Genomic DNA, 25416 nt, shown 5'->3' with positions numbered 1-25416 from the left:
TGCATCAGGGCACGCGGGGTTCGTATTCTGTTCGCCGCCTGCGTTCCGATCGTTACATCATGTTCCTTATGTCGGCGGAGAAGGTCGGGAAGGCGTAGACCATGTCGCGGACTTGCGATGCCGTGATGCCGTGCTTCATGGCAAGCGCAAATAGATGGATCAGCTCTTCGCCGCCATGGCCCACAATATGTGCGCCAACGATCTTGTCCGTGGATTGCTCGACAATAATCTTCGACCACGCCGCGGTTTCGGCATGGGTCCTGGCCGACAGCCAGTCGTGCATGTCATTCACATACACCTCGATGGCGAGCCCCTGCTCCCTCGCCTTGGCCTCGGTCAACCCGATGCTGGCGACAGCCGGGACCGTGTAGACAGACGCCGGTATGTGGGAATAGTCGGGCCGGTGGATAGGTCCGTCGACGATATTGCGACCGACGAGTGTTCCCTCATAGGTCGCTACGGGTGACAATTGCGGTGAGTTCCAGACTGCGTCGCCGCAGACATAGACATCCGGATTGGATCGAGAGCGCAGGTGCTCGTCGATTTCAATGCGCCCTTCCTGCTGCACGACAACGCCCCCGCCAAGATCGAGTCCATCGACATTGGCGACCCGTCCTGCGCCGTTCACGACCCGATCGGCGTCTATCGTGGACTCGCTGCCATCGATCGCGAAGGTCACGCGCAAGCGCCCTTTGGAACTGTCGATCCGCTTGACCCAGGCTAGCGTGAGCAGCCGAATGCCGATGCGCTCGCTCTCGCTGCGGATCTGCGCGACAGCGTCCGCGTCGAGATTGCCGAGCAGATGCGGCAGCGCTTCGAGAATTGTCACCGTCACTCCGGCACGCGCATAGACGTGGCCGAGTTCGAAGGCGATGACGCCACCGCCAACAAACACGACATCGCGAGGCAGCACAGGATCGTTCAGGACATCGTCCGAGGTGGTCATATGTTCGGCCCCGGAGATAGGCAACGATCGGGGTTTCGAGCCGGTTGCGATCACGATGTTCTTCGCTTCGAGCCTACGGCCATCGACGCTGATGGTATGGCTGCCGATGAACGCGGCCTTGCCGAAAATGACATCGACGCCACGCCTGGCCATCACGCCGGAGAGGCGATCCGGAATATTGCGGATGATGTCCTTCTCGCGGGCAATCAACCCCGCCCAGTCAAGCTCCGGCTTGCCGACAGCGATGCGATGCTGGCCGGCGCGCTCGATATCGTGCAGTGCATGCGCGGCTGCAACCAGAACCTTCTTCGGCGTGCATCCACGATTGGGGCAAGTGCCGCCGAGATCGCGCGCCTCGACCATCGCCACCGACAGGCCGGCCGCGCGTGTCGCGACCGTCACGCCCATGCCGGCATTGCCGCCGCCGAGGATCACGACATCGTAGTTTTCCACCGTCTTGCCCTCCCGAGATTCAATGCAGCTTGACCCGAGGCTTGGTGCGGCGCGCCAGGGTCGCGGCGATCGCGTCCAGCGCGGTCTTGAAGGTCCCGTTCACAGCCGTCAGATGCATCTTGTGGAGCGAGCGATACATCAGTCGGGCAAGCAGTCCTTCGATCTTCAATCCGCCGATCAGGCTGCCGAATGCGCCATAGTCGGCGAGCGAAACCAGTGAACCGTAGTCGCGGTAGCGGAACGCCGGCGCCGGTTGTCCCTTGACGCGCGCGGCGATGACCTTGACGAGGTGGTCGGCCTGCTGATGAGCGGTCTGCGCGCGTGGTGGCAGCGGGCTATCGCCTCCGGGAAGAACGCAATTGGCGCAGTCGCCAATGGCAAATACGTTCTCGTCGCCCTTGGCCCGCAACGTGTCATCGACCATCAGACGATTGATGCGATCGGTCTCAAGACCGTCCAGATGTCCAAGGAAATCCGGTGCCTTGATTCCGGCGGACCAGACGACAAGCTCGGCCGCGACAAACATCTTGTCGCCGAGCCTGACACCGTCCGCCGTCACTTCGGTGACCTTGATCCCACAGCGTATCTGGACGCCGAGGTCGCGAAGCAGATGCGCGGAAGCGCGCGCAATGTGTTCCGGCAAAGCTGGCAAGATGCGCGGCCCCGCCTCGATGATCGTGATGCGGATCAACTTGTCGAAATCGATGTTGTCGAGGTTGTGGGATGCGATCTCGCGCATCGACTTGTGCAATTCGGCCGCCAGTTCAACGCCGGTAGCTCCGGCGCCAACGATCACGCAATGGAGCTGCCCTGGCGACAGCTGCTCGTATTGCGCGTTGGCCCGCAGGCAGGCGTCAATCATGCGCCGGTTGAAGCGGGCCGCCTGGCTCGCTGTATCGAGCGCAATTGCGTTGCGCAGTGCGCCCGGCGTTCCGAAATCGTTGCAGACGCTGCCGACGGCCATGACAAGCGTATCGTAGCCAAGCACCCGCGGCGGGATGATCTGTCGGCCATCGTCGTCGAAGCTGGGGGCAACGAAGACCTGGCGCTTGACGCGGTCGATGCCGACGACCTCGCCAATCCGGTATCGATAGTGGTGGCGGCTGGCATGCGCGATGTATTCTATCGCATCCGTCGATGCGTTCAGGGTGCCCGAGGCAACCTCGTGTAGCAGCGGCTTCCACACATGCGTGCGGTTGCGATCGACCAGGGTGACCGAGAGCTGTCGCTTGCCGAACTTGCGGCCGAGACGTGTCGCTAGCTCCAGCCCGCCGGCGCCGCCGCCGACGATCACCACGCGATGCAGCGACCGATCCATATGCGATGGCGTTTCCGCGATCTTTCGGAAAAGCGCAGCGTCGTTGGCGAGCACCGCTTCTGGAACAAGCCGCATGCCGGGCGTGATGATTTGCATCGGAGTCTCCGTAAGTTTGTCCAGCGCGACCGAGCGCTGGAACAATTCACTCTTGCGACTCGTGGATCACGATGCCCTGCAGCATGTCGACGTCGCATTCCCACGGCTTTTCCGAGAGGACGCGCTGCCCGTGCTCGTATCCAGCCTGCCAGCGCGTGCGGATACCTGCCCGGGTGAAGTCGATGTCCTTGGTGTGGTCTTCGCCATCGAGACGCGGCGAAAGCAGCCTGACCAGGTGCATGACGGACGGGCAGCCATAGGAGGCCAATTCCCTGAACATCGGGTCTTCGCGCCGTTCTTCGGGGACGAGCTTCCCCAATTCGCGCACGACGTGTCGCAGACGATGCAATTGCTCCTGCCGGGCCACATGGCTTTTGCCGCGGCTGGCGAACTGAAGGTCCTTCTGCCGCCCCATCACCTGCCAGATCGATTTCGGCTCGGTGCCGCTGGGTTGCCACATGTTGACCGCGAAGATCAGCGCGTCCTGCCGTGGGCGTGCGTCAAGCACCACCTCGATTGGCGTGTTCGAATAGATGCCGCCGTCCCAATAAGGCTCGCCATCAATGCAGACTGCCGGAAAGGCTGGAGGTAGAGCGCCAGACGCCATGATGTGCGCCGCTGAAAGGCTCATCTCACGGGTATCGAAGTATTTGAGTTCGCTGGTGTTGACGTTGACAGCGCCAACGGTGAGCCGCGTATGACGCCGATTGAGGTAGTCGAAGTCAATCAGGTCATTCAGCGTCCGCTTGAGCGGATCGGTGGTGTAGTAGGAGGCGTTCTCCACACCTACTTCGCGGTTGACCCCGAACATGGCGCTTGGGTTCGGTTCGAAGAAACCCGGTATGCCACGCATCACCGTGCCCATATTGGCAAAGATGTTGCTTGGAACCATCATCGCGAAAAACTCGTCGAGCGGGCTGCTGCGGCTGACGCCGTCCCAGAATTCCCGGAGCTTCGGCAACCGATCCTTCGGCTCGTTGCCCGCGATCAGCGCGGCGTTGATGGCGCCGATCGACGTGCCGATAACCCAATCCGGTTCGATGCCGCCCTCGACGAGCGCCTGGTAGACGCCGGCCTGATAGGCGCCTAGCGCGCCGCCGCCCTGAAGGACCAGAACTGTCTGGCGCTTGGCGGGATTGTCCGGCTGGTGGCTTACATCTGGCGCTGCTTCGGACATGGACGGATTTCGCGAGATCTTGTTCATGAGCTTTTCGCTCCTCATTTTCGGGGTTCAGTGCGCCGTCCAGCCACCCTCGATCGGCATGATGGCGCCGGTGATCGAGGCTGCATCGTCGGAAGCCAGGAACAGGCAGAGTGCTGCAACCTGGGCAACAGTCACGAACTGCTTGGTCGGCTGCGCCGCCAGAAGCACGTCCTTGATCACCTGTTCCTCGGTGATCCCCCGCGCCTTGGCGGTGTCCGGTATCTGCTTTTCGACCAGCGGAGTCAGCACGTATCCAGGGCAGACCGCGTTGACGGTGATGCCTTGCTCGGCGACTTCCAGCGCAACCGTCTTGGTCAAGCCGGCGACGCCGTGCTTGGCGGCGACGTAGGCGGATTTGTAGGGCGACGCGACCAGCGCATGCGCCGACGCGACATTGATGATGCGCCCCCATTTTCGCTCTTTCATTGCGTGGAGCGCGCGGCGGATCGTATAGAAGGACGACATCAGGTCGATGGCGACCACCGCTTCCCATTTCTCGATCGGAAACTCGTCGATCGGCGCGACATGCTGGATACCGGCATTGTTGACCAGGATGTCGACCGCACCGAACTCGGCGATCGCCTTGTCCATCATCGCGGTGATGGCATCACCCTTGCTCATGTCGGCGCCGTCATAACGAACGGTCACGCCATGCTCGGCGGCAATCCTTGCCCGCAGCTTCTCGACCTCCTTGGCGTCGCCGAAACCGTTGAGGATGATGTTGCAGCCTTTGGCGGCAAAGGCTTCGGCGATACCCTGGCCGATGCCGCTGGTGGACCCTGTGATGAGCGCGGTTTTTCCTTTGAGCATGATGGTGTCCTTCGAACCGGGCGATAGCAGGCCATGACCGCCTGCCGCCGAGTGCTTTCTGTTGATGAAAGTATGACCGCTCGTCCCAAGCATCGGAAATGCCGTTGGAACATGGATTCGATAGCCACCAATCAGAGCCGGCCTCATTTCCTTGGCGGAGCAAGGTCGCCTTGTTTGACGCAAGGGCAACCGGTATGCTGCGCCATTGCGGTGGGGGTGCTGCGATGCGCGTTTGTGGGATCGTGCAGTGGAGATCAGCCAAGTCAGGTATTTTCTGGCCGTTGCCCGGGAGCTGAATTTCACCCGGGCCGCCGAAGTATGCAACGTCACCCAGCCGGCGCTTTCGCGCGCCATCAAGCTGCTTGAAGACGAGTTCGGTGGTGAGCTGTTCCATCGCGAGCGGCGCAACACCCACCTCACCGAGCTCGGTCGCATGGTCGAAACCTACCTCGAGGGCGTGTTCGAGAATTCACAACTCGCCAAGCAGATCGCCGACCAATACGTGCACATGAAGAAGGCGCCCCTCAGGGTGGGCATCATGAGCACGATCGCACCGGACGAAATTGTCGAACTGATCTCGTCCGTGCGCGCCCGCCATCCTGGCGTGGAGCTGCACCTTTGCGATGCCGACGCCAACAGCTTGCGGCGAAGGCTCCTGGCGGGAGATCTCGAAGTGGCTATCTACGCCTTGCCTTCGAACACGCCCGACGACGAAGTGCATACCTTGCCACTTTTCCGCGAACAGATGGTGATGGCCATCCATCCGGCGCATCGGCTGGCCAACCAGCCTTGCGTTCGCGTCAGGGACATGAACAGCGAAAGCTACATTCACCGCAACAATTGCGAATTCGCCGGCTACGCCGATGCCATACTGTCGGAACAGGGTGTGACGGTGAGTCCGGTCTATTGGAGCGACCGGGATGACTGGACGCTGTCGATGATTGCGGCCGGACTGGGCTTCGGTTTCATGCCACAGCATTCCGTCAACCATCCAGGTGTCGTAGGCCTGCCCATCACCGAGCCGGAATTCTGGCGCGAGGTCAATCTCGTCACTGTGCGCGGCCGCAGGCACTCGCAGGCGGTCGGCGCACTCGTTCGAGAGGCAGTGCAGAAGAAATGGTTCGGGGAACCGGCGAGCACCTTGCCCGCCGCTGCCGCCGAATAACCCCTTCGCTGAAAACGGCCGGCGTCTTGGCCACTCAGTTCTTCTTGATCGTCGATGTCACCGATTGGATGACCTCCGTGGCCATCTTGAACTGAGCGACGCGATCCGTAATGCCGTGGCGCTTGGCGATCCAGTCGAAATCGGTATAGGCGGCATAAACCCCGCCGTCAGCCGTCTGATAGACCAGCACGCGCACCGGCCAATCGAGACCGGCTTCCGGATTGGACGTAATGAAAGTGGTTCCAAGCGCCGGGTTGCCAAACATCACCAGACGCGACGGCCTGACATCGTTGCCGGCGTTCTTGCCAAGCTTCGCCTGATCGATGACGCCGAAGAACATGATGCCTTTCTTGAGGACATCCTTCTTGATGCGGGCAACAGTTTCAGCAACGGAGTAAACGCTCTTCACCGTGACGACGCCATCCGAGGCGGCGGCGGGGACTACGATCGCCATCAGCATGGCAGCGCCGGCGATCAGGGTTTTCAGATAGATGGTCATATCAGTCTCCTTCTGTTTGTTGTGACGTTCAGTTGAGCGTTGGAATTCACGGCGCCTTGCTCGCTGGCGCGCATTTCTTCGGTCCGCCGGTCATGCCGGTCAGACTGTTGGCGTCTTCAGCACCTGCGCGACAGCAACCGCGCAGGCAAGCACCGCGACGAGCACCGCCACACATGCGGTCCAGCCAACCCGGTCATAGATCTGGCCGAGCACGAAACTGCCGGCTAACCCGCCCGCGTAATACGATGCGAGGTAAATGCCGCTTGCCGCAGTGCGATCACGCGATGCCGTCCGGCTGACATGGCCGGTGGCTATCGCTTGCGCCAGGAAGGTGCCGACGGCGATCAACGCCATGCCAAGAAGGACAATCGGCAGGCTGGTGGTGAGCAGCAGAAGCAGGCCGGCGATCGCCATCGCAAGCGTGGCGCCAATCCCCACCCTGGGACCCAGGCCGGCAGCAACGCGCCCGGCGAGCGGCGTGGTCAGCATGGAGGGCAGGAAGACGAAATAGACCAGGCCCAGCACCATTGGCGACAAGGCGAGCGGCGGGGCGACCAGCTGGAAATTGACATAGGTGAACGTGCCTATGAAAACGAACAGAATGAGAAAGCCTATGGCAAAACAGGCGCGCAATTCGGCATGCATCAACGGGCCTTTCCAGGCCGAGCGCGGGGCTCCGCCCGCCGGGTCGGCTTGCATCATTGCCGATGTCTTCTGCAGCGTGAACCAGACAAGCGCAGCGCCAATCAGGTTGAGAGCCGCGAAGGTGAGGAAATTGGTCGAGATGCCGAACGTGTCGGCGACGGCGGCCGACATCAGCCGTCCGAAGAAATTGCTGGCGACGTTGCCGGTCACATAGGCCGCAAGCGCGCTGGTCGTCTGCCGCGCTGAAAAGTGTTCGGCCAGGTATGCCATCGTCAACGTAAAAGCGGTCGACATGCACAGACCCTGCGCGACCCGCAGCAAGGCAAACGTGATTATGTTGTCGGTCTGCGAAAGCAGTGTCGTCGGTATCGCCAGGACGGCCAGGCTGATCCAGATGCCATTGCGACGATCGATACCGCGCCCGAAAAGCGCAACCGCGATGCCGGCGACGGCCATGCCGAAGGTGCTGGCATTGACCGCGAAACCCATCGTGGCGCGGCTGACGCCAAACTTGATGACCAGCGACGGCAATATGGCCTGAGTGGCGAAAAGATCGACAAGCGTCAGGAACGCGATCAGGGCAATCAGGCCGAAGCGTCGGCTGTCCGCGGCAACCATTCGGAGCCGCGTTGGTTCAGTCAATTCACCGGTCGTCATGACAGGACTCCGTGGCCACACGTCCCCAGGCGGCTGCCCGAGGACGCGCTTTCAATGGCCGGTTAAGGGAAGACGTCGTCAAAAGACGCGGCCTACATCATGTGATCTTCGTGCATCGCCGGTGGCAGGACGTCGGCCGAATAGAGCACCGCGGGAACCTTGCCGTTGTTCTTCCACCAATGGGCGAGCTGACCGAACTCGGCGGTCACGTCGCCGGCCGGGTGCTCGATCCCCACCTTGCAGGTGCTGCGATATTCGGTGATCGAGCCCTCGACGACCAGGATGTTGGCTGGGCGGACGTTGTGCTCATGCCACGGCACGACACCGCCGGGCTGAACGACGAGCTTGCGAAGACGCAGCATGTTGCCTTTCCAGGCATCGCCCTTGGGGCTGAGATCGATTGCCGAAAGCACATCGTCGGTCACGCCAACCGGCTTGCTGGGATGCTCCTGAATGTCCGTGGTCGCGGCCTGGCCGGCCGGGCAGTCTCCGGCGAAGGCCGGCACCGCGGAAAATGCTGCGGTCGCCGAGAGCAGGCCCAACGCAAATACCAGATTGAGTTTCTTGGTAGCCATTTCGTATTTCTCCTTTGTCGGTGCCCAAACGCGGGAGGCGGGGCATGACAAGGAGAGTGACCGGCTCATCGACGAAAGAGAAATGCTGCCTGGCTCTCAATTCGATACCTGAAAACTATCGTGGCCATTTCCAAAGACATGCAGGGACCGCGAGAACCCGGATCTCAAATATAACGAAGCTTGGGATATATTTACGCAGCGGTTTTGCGGATTGCCACAGGTATGGCGCTAGTCGTCCAGCCATGCGCCTTGACGCTGCTGACGAAGGCCGAAGCAGCCGGCGAGAACCTGCGCCCAGCGACGACCACCAGCGATACCTCCCGCCAGACCTCGGGATCGATGACCGGTCTCACTTGCAGGCCGGGGATCACCGCGCTGAACTCGGGAATGAAGCAGATTCCGAGGCCCCCGGAAACCATATTCTGGATCCAGTCCTCACGCTCGCTGGCATAGGAGATCCTGAGCTTGACGCCACGATCGTTGCACAAGCCGGCAAGATGATCGCGATACTCGCAATTCAGGCGCCTGAGGTAGTTTTCCCCGTCGAGTTCGGAAATGGCGACATTGGCGTTGCGGGCCAGCCGATGGCCGTTTGGAAACGCAAGGACGAAGCGCTCGCGATAGAGCGGCGTGACGTCGAACCGGTCCGGAAAATTGTCACTCGACGCCATGATGGCGACGTCGATCTCACCGGATTCGAGAAGTTGAGAAAGCGACGCCGGAACGCCCTCCACCAGCTGGAGCTGGATGCCTTGCTGACGCCTGTTGAAGTCGGCCAGCAGGCCGGTAAACCGGCGAGGCCCGATGGTGCACATGACGCCGACCTTGAGGTTGGCATTTTCCAGGCAGAGGAAGCGGGATGCCTCCTGCCGCACGCCGGTCAGCTCGTCGAGGATTTGCTGGAAGCGGGGCCGCAGCAGAACACCCAGATCGGTCAGGTGGGTCAGATTTCGTTCGCGGCGAAACAGCAGGCCGCCGACCTCGTCCTCCAGCTGCTGAATTGCACGCGACAGTGCCGGTTGCGTGACATTGCACTTTTCACCAGCGCGCGTGAAGTTCCGGGTCTCGCACACGGCAAGGAAGTAGCGGATATGATGAATGTCCATGCCGACTCGTCCCTCGACTGCAGATGCTTTTGCTGGCTATGAACCCTGTCGCAAACCGTTTCGTCGGGCCAATGCACGGCGGCTATAAAGTCGATAGCGGCCCGTCATGGCGCATTGTTTGCGCCGCTTCATCGGGGGCAACGAACCAACGAACCCTCCAAAATTGATGATGGCGAGCACTTGCTCGCCATCATGTTTTGGAAGGCAGACGACGCTCAGCTGTTGCCGCCGATTTTATGAACCTTCTCGCAAAACACAGCATGAGGCTTGCTCATCGCTGCGTCGTTGCATTCCTTCTTCATGGCATCCCGCTTGTCCTGCGCCATTGCACTCCAGGCCGCCTTGAACTCATCATCCGACTTCATCGTCTTCATGCTGGCGTCGGTGAAGAAGGGCTGCATGTTCGAAGGTTCATCGAGTGCGCCGGCGAATGCAACGCCACCCAGAACGGAAAGTGCAAATGCACCGAGGCAAATAGCTTTGATATTCATGGTAAGATCCTTCTCTGGAGTTGAGCAATCGTCCCATCGACGACTGCGGTAATTATCGGCAGGAATTGAAAACTCTGCGGTTCCTCCTTGCCGAGACGAACTTTGCTGCCAGGGCGGCTTTGAAGCCAATGCAATCTGCGTATGGAGTTTATGCCGGTTCTGCATCCCGCGGATGCTATCCGGCGCGTTGCAGCTCAGTTGGCGCCGCCGAGCGCCCGCACGTTTGCGCAGAACGGGGCGTGCGCCTTGCTCATCGCCGGCTCGTTGCAGGCCTTCTTCATCGCGGCCCGGTCGCCTTTTGGTATGGCGAGCCACGCCTTCTTGAACCCAGCCATTGGCTTCATCGTTTTCATCCCGGCATCTGTGTAAAAAGTCGGGAATGACGCGAAATCACTGAGCGGGTCGGCAGCAGCGGCCCCGGCAAAAAGACCGAGAGCAACAACCGCCAGACAGACAGTGCTAATTCTCATGATACGTTCCTCCATGCGCTGAAGAGCTGCCCAGGCGACCGCTAAGGCGCTGGTTCAAAGCAATCAAAATCGTGTTGTTTTGTTTGCCTGAACGAACCTTGCCGCCCGCGCGCAATTGCAGCCAATGCAATCTGCCTATGGAGTTCATGCCACCTTGGCATTTCGCAACAAAAGAAAGGTCGGGCAGTCTCTTCATCAATCGCCGTCGCTTGGCGTTATGGGATGGAGACCAGAGATGCGTGCCAGAGCCACACCCGAAATCGGGTCCACCATTGCCATGATGGCTGATGCAGGACCCTTGCTGAACGGCTCAGCAAGTGCGCGCGGCACACAGTCCATCGACCTTGTCCTGACGAATGAAACACACGGCGCCTTTGTCTGGGGTGTCCTCGACCGCTTTCTAGACGAGCCCGGCCTTTCCTTCGGCAACATCACCGCGTCGGGCTTCGGCGCAATGGAGGCGGCGGTGCTGGCCTATGGCCTGGCCCTTGGCGGACAGCGTGGCGCACGGACGGCGCTCACCAATTTCTGGCGACGCGTCAGTCACTCATCGATATTGGCGGCCAGTATGGCCAATCCCCTGAGATCGATACTGGAACAGTCAATCGACATTGCGGAGATGCGCAAGAAAGGCTGCCCTGTGAAACTCAGTATCCTGGCTTCGAATGCTCTTACCGATGCCGCAAAGGTGTTCACGAGCGATCAATTGTCGATCGACGCGATCCTGGCGGCGGCCACAATCCCATTCCTCTTCCCGGCCGTGGAGATCGACGGCGAAACCTATTGGGGCGACAGCGACCGTTCGGCTTTGTCATCGGTTCAGTCGGTTGAGGCAGACCGTCTGCTGATTATCGCCGGTCGGCCCTCAGGATTTCTGGCAGCGTCCCCGGATAGCCGCACCGCTGCCAGTCATGGTGCGCTGAAGTCCACGCTGGTCCAGTATATCTTCGACAGTCAGTATCGGCCCAGCGCCGCCCTGTTCACAAGACCCTGGATCGACTGGGGTGAGCTGACCGAAATCCGTGACAGAGGACGGCAACGAGCCGAGGACTGGCTTCTCGCCGATCAAGCCCTCGTGGGTAACCGCACTGCCCTCGACAGCAAAAGCCAATACGCCTAGGCGCCTCCCCCCGCCTAGCCGCGCCTGCCTGTCCCTTCTCCAACGCAGGCGCAAGGCCCTCCGGCTCCCCGCCGGAGGGCCTTTTTGCTTGGTGCCGCTTCAACATAGTGGCGGCGTATCAAATCCATGCCGAGACAGCATTTCAGCTTGGGCGGCCGATCGGGGACACTGCTTACAGACAGGCCGCAAGGCCAGTCTTTCCCTCGAAACGCAACCAGGAGACACGTCTGTGATCAACACCAAAACCCTCATCGGATCGGCTCTCGCAGCCGCCACGTCGCTCGCCGCTACAGCCGCCTATAGCGGTCCCGCCGCCCAGCCTAACTTCTCGTTCGAGAAGTGCTACGGCGTCGTCAAGGCTGGCCAGAACGATTGCCAGACCGCGACTCATTCCTGCGCCGGCACTTCCACTGCCGACAACCAGCCGGATTCTTGGCTTTACGTGCCTGCCGGCAGTTGCGCCAAGATCACCGGCGGCAGCGACAAGCCGAAAGCCTGAGCGATCCAGAACTTCGAGCCAACCCCTGGAAGGAGCCGACCGATGTCCCGTGCATTTCAGCCTCTCGCGATCCCCGTCACTGCGGGCATCGGTCTGCGCTCGCCCCACATCGGCGAGATGCTGACCCGGCGGCCCTCTGCAGGCTGGCTCGAAGTTCATGCCGAAAACTACATGGGCGACGGCGCCGCCGTCCATGCGCTGGAGAGACTGCGCGAAATCTACCCGCTATCGGTTCACGGCGTCGGCCTGTCCTTGGGCAGCGCCCAAGGACTAGATCAGGACCATCTCAAGAGATTGCGCATGGTCTGCGAGCGGTTCCAGCCGGACCTTGTTTCCGAACATCTTGCCTGGAGCGTCGCCGACGGCGCCTATCTGAACGACCTGCTGCCGCTTCGCTACGACGAAGAGGCGCTGGCGATCGTGGCGCGCAATGTCGACACCTTGCAGAGCACGTTGAAGCGGCAAGTGCTGATCGAGAACCTCTCGGCCTATCTGGCCTTCACGGATTCCTCGATGGACGAGGCACAATTCCTGAGCGCGCTCGTGGCGCGGACCGGCTGCGGCCTGTTGCTCGATGTGAACAATGTGCAGGTCTCGGCACATAACCTTCAATACGACGCGATCGCCTTCATCGATGCGCTGCCCGCCGAAGCTATTGGCGAGATCCACCTCGCCGGACACGCGACGACCCAGGTCGGCACCGACACCGTGCTGATCGACGACCACGGCTCGCGCGTGCCGCCTGTCGTGTGGTCGCTTTATCACCACTCCATAAGCAGGTTCGGACCCCGACCCACGCTGATTGAGTGGGATACGGATGTTCCCGTTCTCGACGTCCTGCTCGGTGAAGCAATGTGGGCCGACATGCTGTCCGCGTCGATCATGTTCAACCGCAAGCAGACAGCAAGGCACATAGCCGCCTCCAATCCGCGCGCCGCGCCGACCGTTCTCCCCTTCAAGGCGATAAGCGGCATGCCGGTGCTCGCTGCGTTTGCCGCCGCCAAGCCCGGGCCGGTCATACCATCGTTGCTCGAACAACAGGGAGGATACCATGCTGCCGCTTGAACACCTTCAGACTACCTTGGCGCGTTCGGTGCTCGCAACAGAGCCGTTCGATGCCGCAAAGCTGCTGACCGCTGGCAAGGCCGATCCGCTTGCCAGGCTGCGCATCTATCAAAACAACACGCGCAGCTCACTGACAGCAGTGTTGATGGCCGTCTTTCCGGTCACGGTTCGCCTCGTCGATGAGCGCTTCTTCCGTTTCGTGGCGAGCGAGTTCATTCGGCGCCATCCGCCCGTAGAGTCGCGACTGGCGCGATATGGTGCCGGCTTTCCACGCTTCCTGAAAACGATCGACACTCTTTCCGACATGCCGGTCGTGGCCGAAACTGCGCGGCTCGAATGGGCCATTGCCGAAGCGCTCGACGCGTCCTCGCTGCCGCCCTGCACTCTCGCGGACTATGACAACACCGATCTGGGGCCCTCGCCCGAGATCGTGCTGCAGCCATCCCTGCGGCTGATCGTTTCGCACTGGTCGATCCTGTCCGTTTGGACGGCGCATCAAGGAGCGGCTGTCGGATCAGGGGATTGGACGCGGCGGCCCGAACGGGTCGCGCTTTGGCGATCCGGCGAGAGCGTGCGGCTGGTGCTTCTCGATCGCGCGAATTTCGCGTTCCGACATGCACTGAAGCATGGCCTTGGCCTGGAACAGGCCATCGCCCGCGCTCTGGCGCTCGATCCCGTGTTCGATCTTGTGTCCGCACTCGTGCGCCTGTTCGGCGACGGCCTCGTTACCAAAGTGCGGGCTCCCGCACATCCTTTGCCAATCTGATGGAGATAATCATGACCGCGATCCCTGAATATTCCGCGTCCACACAGCACGGCCTTGTCGGCCTCTACAGGCGGGCCATCAAGTTGCCCGAACGCATTCCATTTTCGCTTGTCCAGCTCGCCGCCCGCATCGCGGTCGCGCACGTATTCTGGCAATCTGCTCAGTCGAAGCTTGCGTCATGGCCGGTGACGCTGCAGCTGTTCGCCAGCGAATACAGTCTGCCTTTCGTCGATCCGGCAATCGCTGCGCCGCTGGCCACGGCGGCCGAAATCACCGGCTCGGTGCTGCTGTTCTTCGGGCTGTTCTCACGTCTCGGCGCGCTGATGCTGCTCGGCGTTGTTTCAGTTATCCAGATCTTCGTGTTCCCGGAGAACTGGGCCGAGCATTTGCTGTGGGCCTCGCTGCTGCTTCTCGTGCTGACGCGTGGCGCTGGTGTGTTCTCGTTTGACCACGTTGCCGACCGGATCATCCGCCAGAGCAAATGAGGAAACCGCAATCAGTTACAACGCGAGCGCGGGGTCGGTAGTGGGTCAGTTTGAAATCTAGGCTTTTTCAGCCTGCCCTTTGGCCGGCGATGCGTTATAATCGCCGGATGGCGAGACCAGACAAGTCACAAGTTGGCTCGGATTTAACCGGCTGGCGGAATGACTGGCTAAAGCGCATGATGTCGCCGCAATGGACGACGACCAGCCCGTATCAGCATTCGATTTTCATGTGCTTCGGAACGCATTTTGGGCATCCGTTGCGGAACTTCATATACCGGAAGCGAAGTGGCCAGAACACGCCAGGGCCATGGTGAGGGAACTCACAGACAACGCGCACGTTGATGCGGGCATCATTGATTGGATCATCCGCAAGTGAAGCGTCCCCGACCACTGCCGGAAAACGACAACGGCACCCCGGAAGACCACTTCGTAGCTGCGACCGTCGCCATATATAAGGTTGTGGCAGGTTTGGCTGCACCGCCTGAATTGCTTGCCGCTATCATCGCCCCCACCAATTTCAAACTGACCCACTACCGTGGGGGTCCTTGATGTGGCGACTGCTGAGCGATTCTGATAAGCCTTAGCCAAGCGAGTGGAAGTCGCTTTTTTCCCTTTGCAATAGCCCGCTACCCACGCGTTGCAAGACGATGTCGTTGCTGTCGGGGAACGAAGCCCTTGCGCGTCCTGGCGTGCGCCATCCTGCGGGCTTGCACAAGATCGCGCTCTGCGCGATTCATCCCGCCTTGCATGAGCCCCTGGGGTGCGCAATGCTAACAGGGATGGTCGGAAGGAAGTCGATGTTGAAGCGCCTCATTGCAACCTGCGTGATAGGGTTGTCGGCGTGTCCCGCGTTAGCCCAACATCAAATGAACCGGGAAGAGACCATCGCGCAAGTTGCAGCCGATATTGCGTTTATCGAGGAGACGCTGCCGTCATATAAGATTTCCAACGGCGAAGTCGCTCCGGAGGTTCTACGAGAGAACCTTCAAAAGGCCGTTACGAGGGCGATGGAGCTTCGCGATCGACTTGCTTCCAATCCTTACGTTCGCGTTTCGGGGCTTACGATAGGATACCCCGCCGGCTTGACCATCCAATTGTCGTTCCCCGATCAAATTCCCTGATTTCGCAGCGGCAAAGGCTATTAGGGCCAAAGACGATGCAGCCCTTCCAGATATTGAGAGGTTATATCTCTTAGGTATCCAATACTCTCACATTCTGGAAGATCATACGTAGCTCCCTGTCACACCGACATCATCGAACAGGAGAGATATGTAATGTCCCGCATTGCCATCCCAACCCGCGAAGCAGCCCCGGTCGCCTCGCAGTCCATTCTCGACGCCGTGAACAAGCAGCTTGGCGTCGTTCCCGGCCTTTTCCGCCTCGTTTCCATAAGCCCTGCTGCTCTGGCGGGCATGACCAGCTTGTCCGGCGCGCTCACCAGAGCCTTGGACGTAAAGACCCGCGAACGCATTGCGCTGGCGGTTGCCCAGGTAAACGGCTGCGACTACTGCCTGTCGGCCCACACTTATCTCGGCCTTAACCTGGCAAAGATTGGCGTCGAGGAGATCGCGCTCAACCGCAAGGGCGCGTCGAGCGATCCGAAGGCCAACGCGGCGGTACATTTCGCGGCAAGGGTGGCCGAGACCCGCGGCAAGGTAAAAGACGCCGACATTGCCGCCGTGAAACTGGCGGGCTTTTCCGAGGCGCAGATCATCGAGATTGTCGCCGTCGTGGCCGAAAACTTCCTGACCAACCTCATCAACAATGTGGCCGAGACCGATATCGACTTTCCTGTCGTTCGCGCCGCCGAAGCTGCCTGACGGACCACGCTTTCCACTTATGCGCCCGGCACGCCACTCAAGGTTGGCCGGGCGATTTTCGGGTCTGCTCTCGCAGAGCCATCCCCAGGGGCGCTCACGTTGCTGTGAGGCCGTAACGGTCAGCCGTCGCGGGGCGAATAACAGACTGTCATTCCAGCCCATCATCTTGGGCTTTCTCGGATGGGGTCGCGCTTAGGCGCACCCCACACAGCGAAAGTATGTCGGCTATGCATTTGCGTGAAGTCATCTCGAAAACCAGGCTCTCTTCCTCCCATGCTGCTGCCGGTTGGGCGCCATTGCCGATAAGGTTGATCGTGGGCTTCGGCTTTCTGGCCCACGGCTACGCCAAACTCAGCAGGGGACCGGAAAGTTTTGGCCTCGTGCTTCAGACGCTGGGTGTTCCCATGCCGCAATTGCTGGCATGGCTGACGACGCTGGTTGAACTTGTCGGGGGCGCTGCCGTGTTGGCGGGCGCGTTTATTCCGCTCGTCAGCGTGCCGATGGCGATCGTGCTGCTGACCGCATTGTTCACCGTCCATTCCCAATATGGATTCTTCTCGGTGAAGTTTGCCGAAGTCACAGCTGCCGGGGTCAGGTTCGGGCCAGTCGGCTACGAAATCATTCTGCTCTACCTAGCCGGGCTTGTAACGCTTGCAGTCGGCGGTCCCGGCCGTTTGTCGCTTGAGACGGTCTTGGTTGGGCCCAAGGGAATCGAACGCTCAAGATGACCATCCTCGCCCAACCCCAGCACGATCTTTCGGCGATTGAAATCGATGCCATTGAAGAGAGTATCTACGCCTACAACCGGCATGCAGTAGGGCACGATGACGCCCAAGGCCTTGGCTTTGTGATCCGGGACGAGGCGGGACGCATCGTCGGCGTTGCCACTGGATATTCCTGGGCAGGCACTTGCGAACTCAAGCAGATGTGGGTCGACGAGGCCTATCGTGGACGCGGCTATGCGCGAGAGCTGTTGAACGCTTTTGCCGCCGAGGCTGCCGTTCGAGGCGTTCGGCGGATCTGGGTGCAGAGCCACGACTTTCAGGCGCCGGGAATGTATGAAAAGGCGGGCTTCGTGCGCGTGGCCGAGTTCGCCGAATGGCCCGAGGGACATTCCAATGTCATTCTCTGCAAAATACTGAAAACCGCGGCTGTGACCCCATGACCACCCATCGAATTGCGCGAGAGGTTGACGCTGAGGCATTACCCGACATCGAACAGTCGGCGGGTGAGGCCTACCGCCGGATTGCGGAGCTGGCCTGGATTGCCGATGACGACAACCAGACCGTCGAGCGCTATCGCGAGCTGATCGCCAAGGGCACATGTTGGGTCGCAGTGGAGCACGACGACCGTCCGGTCGCCTTCCTGGGCGCGGAGATCCAGGACGACACACTACACATCTGGGAACTAGACGTGCGCCTTGATCGACAGCGCTTGGGTATCGGACGTGCCTTGCTTGAGAAGGCAATCGCGGACGCGAGGGGCCGCGGCCTTGTCGCCCTCAGCTTAACCACGTTCCGCGACGTGATCTGGAACGCCCCATTTTACCAAAAGCTGGGCTTCCAGATGCTGGACGATACGCAAGCGGGAGAGTGGCTTCGTCAGGTGCTGCGTCGAGAAGTCGAACACGGGATGCCAGCAAGCCGACGTTGTGCGATGCGCCTTGTTCTTTCTGAAACTTGAGCGCCCCGGCACTCAAATTCCACTTGAAGCGATAGAGCCAGACGCGTCAATATCTCTGGATCTTCGCCGCCGGATTGCTTCGGCGATGAAGACCCGCGACAGTGCATGGTAGAGCGGCTCGTGCGAAATCAGTCGTGCCGTGCCGTAGCCTAGCACTGCCGCGCACATCAGCGCGATGACATTGTCATGGTTGCCGGTCATTTCAAGGATGATGACGAAGGCTGTCATCGGCGCCTGCACGACGCCGGCGAAATAGCCGGCCATGCCGAGCAGCGCGGCGGTGCCGGTGGCGGTGCCGAACAATAGGCCGAGTGTGCTGCCGAGGCCCGCGCCCACCGCCAGCGACGGCGCGAAGATGCCGCCCGGAATGCCCGACACCATCGACAGCAGTCCGGCCGCGAATTTTTCCACGAAGAAGAGCGCCGGCAGCGGCGCGCCCTCGATGGCGCCGCGCGCCTGCGTGTAGCCGGTGCCGAAGGTGAGGCCACCGGAGGCGATGCCGATCACCGCGACAGCCAGACCGCAGACCGCCGCCACGACCAAGGCGCGCGACAACGGCTGCAACGCGTTCCAGCGCCGGATGCGCCTCGTCGCTTTCAGCGCCAGCAGGGAGAACAGCGCGCCGACACCGCCACCGATGATGCCGCAGGCGAGCACCAGCGGCCAGTCGGCGGCAAAGGCCACGGTGTCTGTGGCGACGCCGAAATAGGTGTAGTTGCCAAGCAAGCCCAAAGACGCGAGGCCCGCAAGGATGACAGCCGTCAGCACCAGCCCGTTGGTGCGCGCCTCATAGGTGCGGCCCATCTCCTCGATGGCAAAGACGATGCCCGCGAGCGGCGTGTTGAAGGCAGCGGCGATGCCTGCGGCTGAACCCGCCAGGATCAGGCCGCGTGCCTGGGCCATGCCACCCCAGCGCGCCGCCTGCAACATCAGTGAGGCGCCGACCTGCACGGTCGGCCCTTCACGGCCGATGGAGGCGCCGCAGAACAGGCCAATGACGGTGAGCGCGATCTTGCCTATCACCAGCCGCAGCGACAGGATGTGGCTGCGATCCTCGTCGTCGCGCAGATGACGCGCGGCGATCGCCTGCGGAATGCCGCTGCCTTGCGAGCCCGGAAAGAAGGAATGCGCGAGCCAGGCGCACAGCACGAAGCCAAGCGGCGTCATCACCAGCGGCAGATAGAAACGCCAGCCGCCATCGTCGCCTGTGACGACGTGGAACAGCGCCTGCGCTTTGTCGGCCATCATCGCAAACAGCACGCTGATCAGCCCGATCGATATGGCGCCCGCCCAGAAGACAATGCGGGGTTGCCAAACGCGCCGCGAAACCCACATCGCCTGCGAGCGCCGCAGCATCGGGTGTTTTCGCGAAATGCCTGCCATGTCGGATTCCTTGATGATCGACCGGGCCTACCATACCCTCCGAGCCGATCAAGCCTACCAACGTTCAGGCCTTGGCAGGCGAGATCGGTGACGAGCTAGCCGACATGAAGTCTGAGGGTGTCGATAGACGGGACATCCCGCCAGCAGGCGTGCCAGCGCGGAGAAGGCGCTGGCGAAGCCCGGAACTTCTACATCGCCATTTTTTCACATTCGGCCTGGGCCTTCTTGGTCGACGTGTCGATCATGTAGGTTTTGCCCTTGGCGTCGGTCATCATCATCATGCAATGCTTCACCGGCTTGGCCATTTTCATCATTTCGGCGCTCATCTTGGCATCAGGCATCATGGTGCCCATGTGCCCATCGGGCATGATTGCCGTCACCTGCCCGCCCTTCATCATGGACATCGTGCCCATCGTGTCCTCCGCAAATGCCTGAGAAGCGTAAAGGGCGACGACGCTGGCGGCGACAACAAGCTTGATCGAATGCATTTGGAACACTCCCATTTTTTGCAGGGGCACAGTTGCCCCATTCGGGAGTTCGCCGGGCATTGCCGTCCGTTACATCGACACGAAGATGTGATCGCCGTGCTGCCTTAAAGGTTGGTCGGGTCTGCAACGTCCAATGGCATTTGCCAGTCATACTCCATAACCGCCTTGGCGAATGCGGAGATGGCGGGTGACGGTGCGCGGTCCGCGACAGAAACCAGCGAGACTTCGCGCACGATCTCGGGATCAACGACCAGCCTGTGGCAGACGCCCGGCTGGCTGGCAGAGAATTCAGCGATGAAACAGACGCCCATCCCAGCCGCGACCATGGCGAGGATCCAGTCTTCGCGCTCGCTGCGATAGGCGCTCTTGATCTCGAAGCCGAGGTTTTGGCAGAGTTCGTCGATGTGGTTGCCGTATTCACAATTGATGCGCTCAAGATAGGGCTCGCTGCGCACATCTGTCAGTTGCAGCGTGTTCCGTGTCTCGAACGGATGCCCGGTCGAGAAGGCGAGCCCGAAGCGCTCCGTATAGACCTGCTCCGCCCTCAGCCGATGGTCGAACGGCTCCGGCCGTGCCAGAAGCGCGATGTCCAACTTGCCTTGCAGCAAAAGGTCGGTGAGGTGGTCAGCGGCGCCTTCGATCACCGTCACCTCGATTCCCGGAAACCTTTCGCGAAATGCATTGAGGAAGCCGATAAAGCGCAGCGGCCCGATAGTGCACATGACGCCCAGCGTCACCGGCGCTGTCTCGAGCGACAGGAAGCTCCTGGCGGTGCGTTTGGCGTGTTCAGAGCGCTGGGCGATCTCGTCGAGGTGACTCCGCATTAGCCGGCCGAAATCGCTGAGCTGGACATGGCCTTTGTCGCGATGAAAGAGGAGGCCACCGAGTTCCGCTTCAAGCTTCTGTATGGCGCGTGTGAGCGCCGGCTGGGTGACGTGCACGAACTCGGCCGCGCGACGGAAGTTGAGCGTCTGGCAGGCTGCCAGGAAATAGCGAATTTCGTGCATTTCCATGACATATCCCCATTGATGCCCGGCATGCATCGCCGCAATCAGAATTCGGCATTATCGGCGGCTACCATCCTTAGGTAAAGTTTACCTGCTGTCCATGGCGAGGCCATCCCGACGGCGGGATCAGGCGTGCCGCCTTGGCGAATGTTTGGGATCGAGCCGGAGGAGAAAGCCGATGCTGAAGCGCAACAAGGAGAACCAGCCCGACCAGGAGAAGCTGGAGGCGCTGCTTGGAAAGATGGTTGGCGATCTCGGCGCCATCACCACCGGGGCTGCGGTGTTGCTGGGCGACAGGCTTGGCCTTTTCGCGGCCATGAGCGAAGGCGGCAAGATGACCGCCGGACAGCTTGCCAAGAAGACCGGCACTCAGGAGCGCCTGGTCCGCGAATGGTTGTCGGCACAGGCGGCCGCCGGCTATGTCGAATATGACGAGGCCGGCGACAGCTTCTATCTCAGCCCCGAACAGGAGCAGGTCTTCGTCAACGAGGACAGCCCCGCCTTCATGGCCGGCGCCTTCGAGGTCGTCTCGACGCTATGGCTCGACGAGGAGAAGGTGCGGCAGGCATTCCGATCAGGCAAGGGCTTGGGCTGGCACGATCACAGCGCCTGCCTTTTCCGTGGCACGGAACGCTTCTTCCGGCCCGGCTACAACGCCAATCTGATAGGCTCCTGGCTGCCGGCGCTCGACGGCGTCGTAGACAAGCTGGAGCGGGGCATAGACGTCGCCGATGTCGGCTGCGGCCACGGCGCCTCAACCGTGCTGATGGCCAAGGCCTTCCCGAATTCGCGCTTCACCGGCTTCGATTATCATGCCCCGTCCATCGAACGGGCTCGCGCCGCGGCCAATGAGGCCGGGGTCGTCGGCAACACGCGCTTCGAGCTAGCGGCGGCCAAGGATTTCCCCGGCACCTACGATCTCGTCGCTTTCTTCGACTGCCTGCACGACATGGGCGATCCTGAAGGCGCTGCTAAACATGTGCACAAGGCGCTGAAGCCGAACGGCACCTGGATGATCGTCGAGCCCTTCGCCAACGATCAGCTTTCGGCAAACCTCAACCCGGTCGGTCGTATCTACTACGCCGCCTCGACGTTCATCTGCACGCCTGCGTCGCTCTCTCAAGAAGTCGGGCTCGGGCTCGGCGCCCAGGCGGGCGAAGCTAGGCTGCGCAAAGTGGTGACCGGCGGTGGCTTCAAACGCTTCCGCCGCGCCACTGAGACGCCGTTCAACATGGTTCTTGAGGCACGTCCCTAAGGTTCGACAGACAAGAGAATCCTCGCAATCGATTGGAGGAAGGCATGACTGCTTACAATGTCGTTCGGTTCCGCACCAAGCCGGGCAGGGAACAGACATTCATCGATGCACACAAGAAGGCGAGCCTCGACGTCAAGGGCTTCCGAAAGGCCGCACTGATCAAGACCGGCGACCGGACCTTCTGTGTCGTTGGTGAATGGAACGACATGGATGACCTTGCAGCGGCACGGCCGCAGATGATTGGCCTTTTGGATACGATGCGCGACATGCTTGAGGATCTCGGCGGCGACCTCGGCGTCACCGATCCTGTCTCCGGAACGGTCGTCGCCGACATCGGGACCTGAAGTGGCTCATCTCCGGGCTTGGTGTGCACCGCTCGACCACTAATGTGGGGGCCGTCCACCAAAATCAGTGAGCGATGCACGGACTACTGGAGTGCGCTCAGCCTTCGACGTATAAATGGCCTAGATTTCGAGGAGGAAAGCCATGAATGCAGTGCCTCAATGGCGGCTCGCAGGCGACTGGTTCGACATCTGCAGCTGCGAGATCCCTTGCCCTTGCGAGTTCGCCCAGCGGCCAACCGGCAATCACTGCCAGGGCGTGCTCGCCTGGCATGTGCGCGAGGGTCAATATGGCGACGTGAAGCTCGACGGCCTGACGCTGGTGGCGCTCGGCGAGTTCGAAGGCAATCTATGGGCCGGTGAGGCAAAGGCCGTGATGGGCATGTATCTCGACGAGAAGGCGAATGAGCCCCAGCGCGAAGCCCTGCAGGTGATCTTCGGCGGCCACGCCGGCGGCTGGCCGGCGGGCTTTGCTGCCAATATCGGCGAGATGCGTGGCATGGAGTTCGTTCCGATCACTTTCGAGGTGGCGGGCGACCTGGCCACCTGGCGGGTCGATATTCCTGGCCTCGTCGTTGGGCGCGTGGAAGCGCTTTCGGGTCCCACCACACCACCCGGCAAGCGGGTGCAGACGATCAACCCGCCCGGCTCTGAGGTCGGCCCGGGCCAGGTTGCCACATGGGGGCGTTCTGTCGAGGTGAGCACCAAAGGCTTCGGGCTCGACTGGACTGGCACGGCCCGCTCGAGCAAGCACATTCCGTTCGACTGGACCGGCCCGAACTAGGGAATGACAATGGCTGACGCGTTCCTCAGGAGATCGCGGCGGTTCACCCGGAATCTCCGCGGCATCCCGCTCGGTCTACTCGCATCGCTCGTCGGGCTGACAGCAGCGGCGTGGGCGCTCACCCTCTACCAGATCTTCAGCATGGATATGCCCATGGGCATTGCCGTGCGCGGCGGTATGGAGGGTATGGAAGGCATGCCCGGCATGGCGATGGCCGGAATTGCCGCCGACGGCTGGTCAGTTGCCGGCGCCGCAGCTTTTCTCGCTGTCTGGACCGTGATGATGGCGGCCATGATGCTGCCAGCTGCGGCGCCCATGATCTATATGTTCGCGGCGGCGCAGGCGAGGCGTGAACAACACGTGGCCATCCCGACGTGGACCTTCGTCGCGGGCTACCTGCTCGTCTGGGCGGGGGCGGGCCTCGTCGTGTATGTCCTGGTCCAGGTCGGCAGTGAGTTTGCAACGAGCCTCGATCCACCCCAGCGTTCGAAATGGGCACCGCTCGCGCTCGGTGCCACGCTTGGCGTCGCCGGGCTCTACCAATTCACGACCTTCAAGCACATTTGCCTCAGCCATTGCCGTTCGCCGCTTGCTTTCGTTGCACAGCACTGGCGCGACGGGCGTTTTGGCGCGCTCAAGATGGGGCTGCGCCACGGCCTCTATTGCTTTGGCTGCTGCTGGGCGCTGTTTGCCGTGCTGGTCGCGACCGGCGTCATGAGTGTCGCCTGGATGCTGCTTTTGACGCTGGTCGTCTTCGTCGAGAAGCTGCTGCCCGGTGGCCGCCGCTTCGAAGGTAGTTTGGGCGTTGCGCTGGTGGCCCTCGGGATCGTTGTGTCGCTCGGAGCGATCGATATGCCGTGGATGGGCGGCTAGCCGCCTTCGCTTCCCGGCTCGGGTAACCCGTCTAGGATCTGATCTCATTAACACGCGAGCAGGGCCTTTCCGTATTTGGCCCACAGCTGCTCGCAATCTCTGGCTCGAAGAGTTGGAGTCCCCAGGTCGCCATATACGACCGTTGCGGCACGGACATCGTAGCCCAGGATCGGAGCATTGGCGACAAACTGAACGGCCTCGCCCAGACGGCGCACGTCAAGAATGGCATCGGTTTTATTGGTTCTATCGAATACACCCAGGATCTGGGCTTCCTTGTTCCTCACTGCCAAAACTGCCGCAAGCGCTTCCTCGGTCATCATGTGGCCTGTCGACGAACCGTTTCAGGAATATCCACTTGCGCAGAACGCTTCGCGACATTTTTTGATTGCATCTTGCGGCGAACCATTCGGCGCCATCGCGGGTCAAACCGATGAGGCATTGGTTAGCGAAATCCGCCGGCACGTCCACGATGGTCTCAATTGCGGCCCAAGTGTCGGTTGGCTCCTGAACGAGCCTGAATCTCATATTAGTCACTCCTAATGGAAATAACTCGCGAGAAGGGCCGCTGTTCCGCCGCGTGGTGCTGTGCCGCCGCTCCATGTTAGAAATTGCTGAAGTTCCCTGGCGGCAGGCCGAAGCGCGCGCTGGTGAGCGCTCGGCACGGAACGACAACGAATAACGCGCGGTGACCCTGCCCCACAATGGATCATTTGCCGCTGGCACCAGATTTGCGGTGTCAGAAGTGCCGGGTGTTGGGGCCTGGCAATTGGGGCGGTTGGGGGCCTCGCCGCTTCGCGAATGGAGCGGCGAGGTTTTTCATTCAGTTAACTGCCTTGAGGCGGCCCGGCAAGCGAGCGGGTAGCCGGGGTTGATGGCCTGCCACCCAGCCGCAATGTTAAGACTAGGGTCACATGAACCTCTTTTTGATCATGCTTGCCGTCGCTCATAACTGGTATTCCGGCTACCGTGATCCGGTCACCGGCTATGAATGCTGCGACGACAAGAAGGATTTTAGGGTCATCAGCCCGCGCTATGTCGAGCGGCTGGTCGGTTCGGGCCCGACGCACCGGCAATAATGACCTTATTCCGAAGCTGAAATGTGCCAAGTGTGGCGGCAAGAGAGTAGGGTCGATCTATACCCCTGACTCCAGCCCGACCGGTGCACCGAGCGGCAATAGACGGTCGCCACACAGCGTTTGCCCAGTATCCACAGGCGACGGGCCGATCGGTAAAATTGTCCGGGTTCCGTTAAGGTCTTCCGCATTAGCGCCGGCTCATGGTCTCGATGTTGCCTAGCAACGAAGCCCGCTGCCGCCCCAACAGCCCACCCGCCCAGGCAGCGGGCTTTTTCCCTTCGCATTTTCAAACGGCTTATGTTTTCGGGGTTTGCAACAAGCGAACACGCGACCAGC

General features: G+C 61.1%; 31 protein-coding genes. 17 read left to right on the top strand and 14 right to left on the bottom strand.

Annotated elements, in window-relative coordinates; genetic code table 11:
• Window positions 1-52: 52 nt before the first annotated feature.
• The 4 genes from AC1DXN_RS16455 to AC1DXN_RS16440 all read right to left on the bottom strand — a co-directional run bounded on the left by AC1DXN_RS16455 (window position 53) and on the right by AC1DXN_RS16440 (window position 4827).
• The gene (locus AC1DXN_RS16455; RefSeq protein WP_477274720.1) at window positions 53-1399 is read right to left on the bottom strand and encodes a dihydrolipoyl dehydrogenase family protein; all 1347 of its coding nucleotides are present in this window, start codon (window positions 1397-1399) and stop codon (window positions 53-55) included.
• Between the two features lie 19 nt (window positions 1400-1418).
• The gene (locus AC1DXN_RS16450) at window positions 1419-2717 is read right to left on the bottom strand and encodes an NAD(P)/FAD-dependent oxidoreductase (protein ID WP_477274956.1); all 1299 of its coding nucleotides are present in this window, start codon (window positions 2715-2717) and stop codon (window positions 1419-1421) included.
• Between the two features lie 142 nt (window positions 2718-2859).
• A complete protein-coding gene (locus AC1DXN_RS16445; protein WP_477274722.1) occupies window positions 2860-4017 on the bottom strand; it encodes a patatin-like phospholipase family protein in 1158 nt (385 codons plus the stop codon).
• A 27-nt stretch (window positions 4018-4044) separates the two neighbouring features.
• The gene (locus AC1DXN_RS16440; RefSeq protein ID WP_477274724.1) at window positions 4045-4827 is read right to left on the bottom strand and encodes a 3-hydroxybutyrate dehydrogenase; all 783 of its coding nucleotides are present in this window, start codon (window positions 4825-4827) and stop codon (window positions 4045-4047) included.
• Between the two features lie 247 nt (window positions 4828-5074).
• Here AC1DXN_RS16440 and AC1DXN_RS16435 point away from each other — a divergent pair, with 247 nt between their 5' ends.
• Window positions 5075-5992, top strand: a complete 918-nt coding sequence (locus AC1DXN_RS16435) for a LysR family transcriptional regulator (protein ID WP_477274726.1) — start codon at window positions 5075-5077, stop codon at window positions 5990-5992.
• A gap of 34 nt (window positions 5993-6026) precedes the next feature.
• Here AC1DXN_RS16435 and AC1DXN_RS16430 read toward each other — a convergent pair whose 3' ends face one another.
• From AC1DXN_RS16430 to AC1DXN_RS16405, 6 genes are all read right to left on the bottom strand, one after another.
• On the bottom strand, window positions 6027-6491 hold the full coding sequence (locus AC1DXN_RS16430) for a DUF302 domain-containing protein (protein ID WP_477274728.1): 465 nt from the start codon (window positions 6489-6491) through the stop codon (window positions 6027-6029).
• Window positions 6492-6590: 99 nt separating this feature from the next.
• Window positions 6591-7793, bottom strand: coding sequence for an MFS transporter (locus AC1DXN_RS16425; protein WP_477274730.1), 1203 nt, complete (start codon window positions 7791-7793; stop codon window positions 6591-6593).
• 92 nt (window positions 7794-7885) lie between these two features.
• On the bottom strand, window positions 7886-8368 hold the full coding sequence (locus AC1DXN_RS16420; RefSeq protein WP_477274732.1) for a cupin domain-containing protein: 483 nt from the start codon (window positions 8366-8368) through the stop codon (window positions 7886-7888).
• A gap of 191 nt (window positions 8369-8559) precedes the next feature.
• Entirely contained in the window at window positions 8560-9474 is a 915-nt protein-coding gene (locus AC1DXN_RS16415; protein ID WP_477274734.1) for a LysR family transcriptional regulator, read from the bottom strand.
• Window positions 9475-9689: 215 nt separating this feature from the next.
• Entirely contained in the window at window positions 9690-9965 is a 276-nt protein-coding gene (locus tag AC1DXN_RS16410) for a hypothetical protein (protein ID WP_477274736.1), read from the bottom strand.
• A gap of 194 nt (window positions 9966-10159) precedes the next feature.
• A complete protein-coding gene (locus AC1DXN_RS16405) occupies window positions 10160-10450 on the bottom strand; it encodes a hypothetical protein (RefSeq protein WP_477274738.1) in 291 nt (96 codons plus the stop codon).
• A 220-nt stretch (window positions 10451-10670) separates the two neighbouring features.
• Between AC1DXN_RS16405 and AC1DXN_RS16400 the strand changes: the two genes are divergently transcribed.
• The 11 genes from AC1DXN_RS16400 to AC1DXN_RS16350 all read left to right on the top strand — a co-directional run bounded on the left by AC1DXN_RS16400 (window position 10671) and on the right by AC1DXN_RS16350 (window position 17873).
• Window positions 10671-11555, top strand: coding sequence for a patatin-like phospholipase family protein (locus AC1DXN_RS16400; RefSeq protein WP_477274740.1), 885 nt, complete (start codon window positions 10671-10673; stop codon window positions 11553-11555).
• A 229-nt stretch (window positions 11556-11784) separates the two neighbouring features.
• Window positions 11785-12054, top strand: coding sequence for a BufA1 family periplasmic bufferin-type metallophore (locus AC1DXN_RS16395; protein ID WP_378916685.1), 270 nt, complete (start codon window positions 11785-11787; stop codon window positions 12052-12054).
• A gap of 42 nt (window positions 12055-12096) precedes the next feature.
• The gene (gene bufB / locus AC1DXN_RS16390) at window positions 12097-13119 is read left to right on the top strand and encodes an MNIO family bufferin maturase (protein WP_477274742.1); all 1023 of its coding nucleotides are present in this window, start codon (window positions 12097-12099) and stop codon (window positions 13117-13119) included.
• On the top strand, window positions 13106-13885 hold the full coding sequence (locus AC1DXN_RS16385) for an HvfC/BufC family peptide modification chaperone (protein WP_477274744.1): 780 nt from the start codon (window positions 13106-13108) through the stop codon (window positions 13883-13885). Before bufB ends, AC1DXN_RS16385 begins: the two co-directional genes overlap by 14 nt.
• 11 nt (window positions 13886-13896) lie before the next feature.
• The gene (locus tag AC1DXN_RS16380; protein ID WP_477274746.1) at window positions 13897-14370 is read left to right on the top strand and encodes a DoxX family protein; all 474 of its coding nucleotides are present in this window, start codon (window positions 13897-13899) and stop codon (window positions 14368-14370) included.
• 190 nt (window positions 14371-14560) lie between these two features.
• Complete coding sequence (locus tag AC1DXN_RS16375) at window positions 14561-14746, top strand: hypothetical protein (protein WP_477274748.1); 186 nt, start codon at window positions 14561-14563, stop codon at window positions 14744-14746.
• A gap of 421 nt (window positions 14747-15167) precedes the next feature.
• Window positions 15168-15491, top strand: a complete 324-nt coding sequence (locus AC1DXN_RS16370; protein WP_477274750.1) for a hypothetical protein — start codon at window positions 15168-15170, stop codon at window positions 15489-15491.
• A 153-nt stretch (window positions 15492-15644) separates the two neighbouring features.
• Window positions 15645-16190 (top strand): carboxymuconolactone decarboxylase family protein, encoded by a 546-nt coding sequence (locus AC1DXN_RS16365; RefSeq protein ID WP_477274752.1) that lies wholly within the window; start codon window positions 15645-15647, stop codon window positions 16188-16190.
• Window positions 16191-16423: 233 nt separating this feature from the next.
• Complete coding sequence (locus AC1DXN_RS16360; RefSeq protein WP_477274754.1) at window positions 16424-16918, top strand: DoxX family protein; 495 nt, start codon at window positions 16424-16426, stop codon at window positions 16916-16918.
• Window positions 16915-17355 (top strand): GNAT family N-acetyltransferase, encoded by a 441-nt coding sequence (locus AC1DXN_RS16355; protein ID WP_477274756.1) that lies wholly within the window; start codon window positions 16915-16917, stop codon window positions 17353-17355. The genes AC1DXN_RS16360 and AC1DXN_RS16355 overlap by 4 nt, the downstream gene beginning before the upstream one ends.
• Entirely contained in the window at window positions 17352-17873 is a 522-nt protein-coding gene (locus AC1DXN_RS16350) for a GNAT family N-acetyltransferase (RefSeq protein WP_477274758.1), read from the top strand. The genes AC1DXN_RS16355 and AC1DXN_RS16350 overlap by 4 nt, the downstream gene beginning before the upstream one ends.
• 12 nt (window positions 17874-17885) lie before the next feature.
• On the opposite strand, the gene AC1DXN_RS16345 is transcribed toward AC1DXN_RS16350, so the two are convergent.
• The 3 genes from AC1DXN_RS16345 to AC1DXN_RS16335 form a co-directional block, all read right to left on the bottom strand.
• Complete coding sequence (locus tag AC1DXN_RS16345; RefSeq protein ID WP_477274760.1) at window positions 17886-19256, bottom strand: chloride channel protein; 1371 nt, start codon at window positions 19254-19256, stop codon at window positions 17886-17888.
• Window positions 19257-19444: 188 nt separating this feature from the next.
• The gene (locus AC1DXN_RS16340; protein WP_477274762.1) at window positions 19445-19804 is read right to left on the bottom strand and encodes a hypothetical protein; all 360 of its coding nucleotides are present in this window, start codon (window positions 19802-19804) and stop codon (window positions 19445-19447) included.
• Window positions 19805-19848: 44 nt separating this feature from the next.
• On the bottom strand, window positions 19849-20757 hold the full coding sequence (locus tag AC1DXN_RS16335) for a LysR family transcriptional regulator (RefSeq protein WP_477274764.1): 909 nt from the start codon (window positions 20755-20757) through the stop codon (window positions 19849-19851).
• A 172-nt stretch (window positions 20758-20929) separates the two neighbouring features.
• Between AC1DXN_RS16335 and AC1DXN_RS16330 the strand changes: the two genes are divergently transcribed.
• The 4 genes from AC1DXN_RS16330 (at window position 20930) to AC1DXN_RS16315 (ending at window position 24004) form a co-directional block, all read left to right on the top strand.
• The gene (locus AC1DXN_RS16330) at window positions 20930-22006 is read left to right on the top strand and encodes a class I SAM-dependent methyltransferase (RefSeq protein WP_477274766.1); all 1077 of its coding nucleotides are present in this window, start codon (window positions 20930-20932) and stop codon (window positions 22004-22006) included.
• A gap of 44 nt (window positions 22007-22050) precedes the next feature.
• Window positions 22051-22350, top strand: a complete 300-nt coding sequence (locus AC1DXN_RS16325) for a putative quinol monooxygenase (protein ID WP_477274768.1) — start codon at window positions 22051-22053, stop codon at window positions 22348-22350.
• A 142-nt stretch (window positions 22351-22492) separates the two neighbouring features.
• Window positions 22493-23131, top strand: a complete 639-nt coding sequence (locus AC1DXN_RS16320; protein ID WP_477274770.1) for a DUF1326 domain-containing protein — start codon at window positions 22493-22495, stop codon at window positions 23129-23131.
• A 9-nt stretch (window positions 23132-23140) separates the two neighbouring features.
• Window positions 23141-24004: a DUF2182 domain-containing protein gene (locus tag AC1DXN_RS16315; RefSeq protein ID WP_477274772.1), complete on the top strand. Its 864-nt coding sequence runs from the start codon at window positions 23141-23143 to the stop codon at window positions 24002-24004.
• A gap of 47 nt (window positions 24005-24051) precedes the next feature.
• Here the strand turns inward: AC1DXN_RS16315 and AC1DXN_RS16310 are convergent, their stop codons facing one another.
• Window positions 24052-24324, bottom strand: a complete 273-nt coding sequence (locus AC1DXN_RS16310; protein ID WP_477274774.1) for a hypothetical protein — start codon at window positions 24322-24324, stop codon at window positions 24052-24054.
• Window positions 24325-24915: 591 nt separating this feature from the next.
• On the opposite strand from AC1DXN_RS16310, the gene AC1DXN_RS16305 reads away from it, so the two are divergent.
• Window positions 24916-25080: a hypothetical protein gene (locus AC1DXN_RS16305; protein WP_477274776.1), complete on the top strand. Its 165-nt coding sequence runs from the start codon at window positions 24916-24918 to the stop codon at window positions 25078-25080.
• The last annotated feature ends 336 nt before the right edge of the window (window positions 25081-25416 follow it).

The sequence above is a fragment of the Mesorhizobium sp. P2_H9 genome, from assembly GCF_056403215.1.
The sequence above is the reverse complement of the archived record's forward strand: the minus strand, read 5'-3'. Positions and strand labels throughout refer to the sequence as shown.

What these genes read in the sequence shown, in the direction of transcription:
- AC1DXN_RS16305 (WP_477274776.1), top strand. Translation starts at nt 24,916, where the DNA reads ATGAACCTCTTTTTGATCATGCTTGCCGTCGCTCATAACTGGTATTCC.
- AC1DXN_RS16370 (WP_477274750.1), top strand. Translation starts at nt 15,168, where the DNA reads ATGTTGAAGCGCCTCATTGCAACCTGCGTGATAGGGTTGTCGGCGTGT.
- AC1DXN_RS16400 (WP_477274740.1), top strand. Translation starts at nt 10,671, where the DNA reads ATGCGTGCCAGAGCCACACCCGAAATCGGGTCCACCATTGCCATGATG.
- AC1DXN_RS16345 (WP_477274760.1), bottom strand. Translation starts at nt 19,256, where the DNA reads ATGGCAGGCATTTCGCGAAAACACCCGATGCTGCGGCGCTCGCAGGCG.
- AC1DXN_RS16405 (WP_477274738.1), bottom strand. Translation starts at nt 10,450, where the DNA reads ATGGAGGAACGTATCATGAGAATTAGCACTGTCTGTCTGGCGGTTGTT.
- AC1DXN_RS16410 (WP_477274736.1), bottom strand. Translation starts at nt 9,965, where the DNA reads ATGAATATCAAAGCTATTTGCCTCGGTGCATTTGCACTTTCCGTTCTG.
- AC1DXN_RS16330 (WP_477274766.1), top strand. Translation starts at nt 20,930, where the DNA reads ATGCTGAAGCGCAACAAGGAGAACCAGCCCGACCAGGAGAAGCTGGAG.
- AC1DXN_RS16325 (WP_477274768.1), top strand. Translation starts at nt 22,051, where the DNA reads ATGACTGCTTACAATGTCGTTCGGTTCCGCACCAAGCCGGGCAGGGAA.
- AC1DXN_RS16375 (WP_477274748.1), top strand. Translation starts at nt 14,561, where the DNA reads ATGGACGACGACCAGCCCGTATCAGCATTCGATTTTCATGTGCTTCGG.
- AC1DXN_RS16385 (WP_477274744.1), top strand. Translation starts at nt 13,106, where the DNA reads ATGCTGCCGCTTGAACACCTTCAGACTACCTTGGCGCGTTCGGTGCTC.
- AC1DXN_RS16335 (WP_477274764.1), bottom strand. Translation starts at nt 20,757, where the DNA reads ATGGAAATGCACGAAATTCGCTATTTCCTGGCAGCCTGCCAGACGCTC.
- AC1DXN_RS16340 (WP_477274762.1), bottom strand. Translation starts at nt 19,804, where the DNA reads ATGCCCGGCGAACTCCCGAATGGGGCAACTGTGCCCCTGCAAAAAATG.
- AC1DXN_RS16430 (WP_477274728.1), bottom strand. Translation starts at nt 6,491, where the DNA reads ATGACCATCTATCTGAAAACCCTGATCGCCGGCGCTGCCATGCTGATG.
- AC1DXN_RS16380 (WP_477274746.1), top strand. Translation starts at nt 13,897, where the DNA reads ATGACCGCGATCCCTGAATATTCCGCGTCCACACAGCACGGCCTTGTC.
- AC1DXN_RS16425 (WP_477274730.1), bottom strand. Translation starts at nt 7,793, where the DNA reads ATGACGACCGGTGAATTGACTGAACCAACGCGGCTCCGAATGGTTGCC.
- AC1DXN_RS16315 (WP_477274772.1), top strand. Translation starts at nt 23,141, where the DNA reads ATGGCTGACGCGTTCCTCAGGAGATCGCGGCGGTTCACCCGGAATCTC.
- bufB (WP_477274742.1), top strand. Translation starts at nt 12,097, where the DNA reads ATGTCCCGTGCATTTCAGCCTCTCGCGATCCCCGTCACTGCGGGCATC.
- AC1DXN_RS16310 (WP_477274774.1), bottom strand. Translation starts at nt 24,324, where the DNA reads ATGATGACCGAGGAAGCGCTTGCGGCAGTTTTGGCAGTGAGGAACAAG.
- AC1DXN_RS16450 (WP_477274956.1), bottom strand. Translation starts at nt 2,717, where the DNA reads ATGGATCGGTCGCTGCATCGCGTGGTGATCGTCGGCGGCGGCGCCGGC.
- AC1DXN_RS16365 (WP_477274752.1), top strand. Translation starts at nt 15,645, where the DNA reads ATGTCCCGCATTGCCATCCCAACCCGCGAAGCAGCCCCGGTCGCCTCG.
- AC1DXN_RS16420 (WP_477274732.1), bottom strand. Translation starts at nt 8,368, where the DNA reads ATGGCTACCAAGAAACTCAATCTGGTATTTGCGTTGGGCCTGCTCTCG.
- AC1DXN_RS16440 (WP_477274724.1), bottom strand. Translation starts at nt 4,827, where the DNA reads ATGCTCAAAGGAAAAACCGCGCTCATCACAGGGTCCACCAGCGGCATC.
- AC1DXN_RS16415 (WP_477274734.1), bottom strand. Translation starts at nt 9,474, where the DNA reads ATGGACATTCATCATATCCGCTACTTCCTTGCCGTGTGCGAGACCCGG.
- AC1DXN_RS16350 (WP_477274758.1), top strand. Translation starts at nt 17,352, where the DNA reads ATGACCACCCATCGAATTGCGCGAGAGGTTGACGCTGAGGCATTACCC.
- AC1DXN_RS16355 (WP_477274756.1), top strand. Translation starts at nt 16,915, where the DNA reads ATGACCATCCTCGCCCAACCCCAGCACGATCTTTCGGCGATTGAAATC.
- AC1DXN_RS16320 (WP_477274770.1), top strand. Translation starts at nt 22,493, where the DNA reads ATGAATGCAGTGCCTCAATGGCGGCTCGCAGGCGACTGGTTCGACATC.
- AC1DXN_RS16445 (WP_477274722.1), bottom strand. Translation starts at nt 4,017, where the DNA reads ATGAACAAGATCTCGCGAAATCCGTCCATGTCCGAAGCAGCGCCAGAT.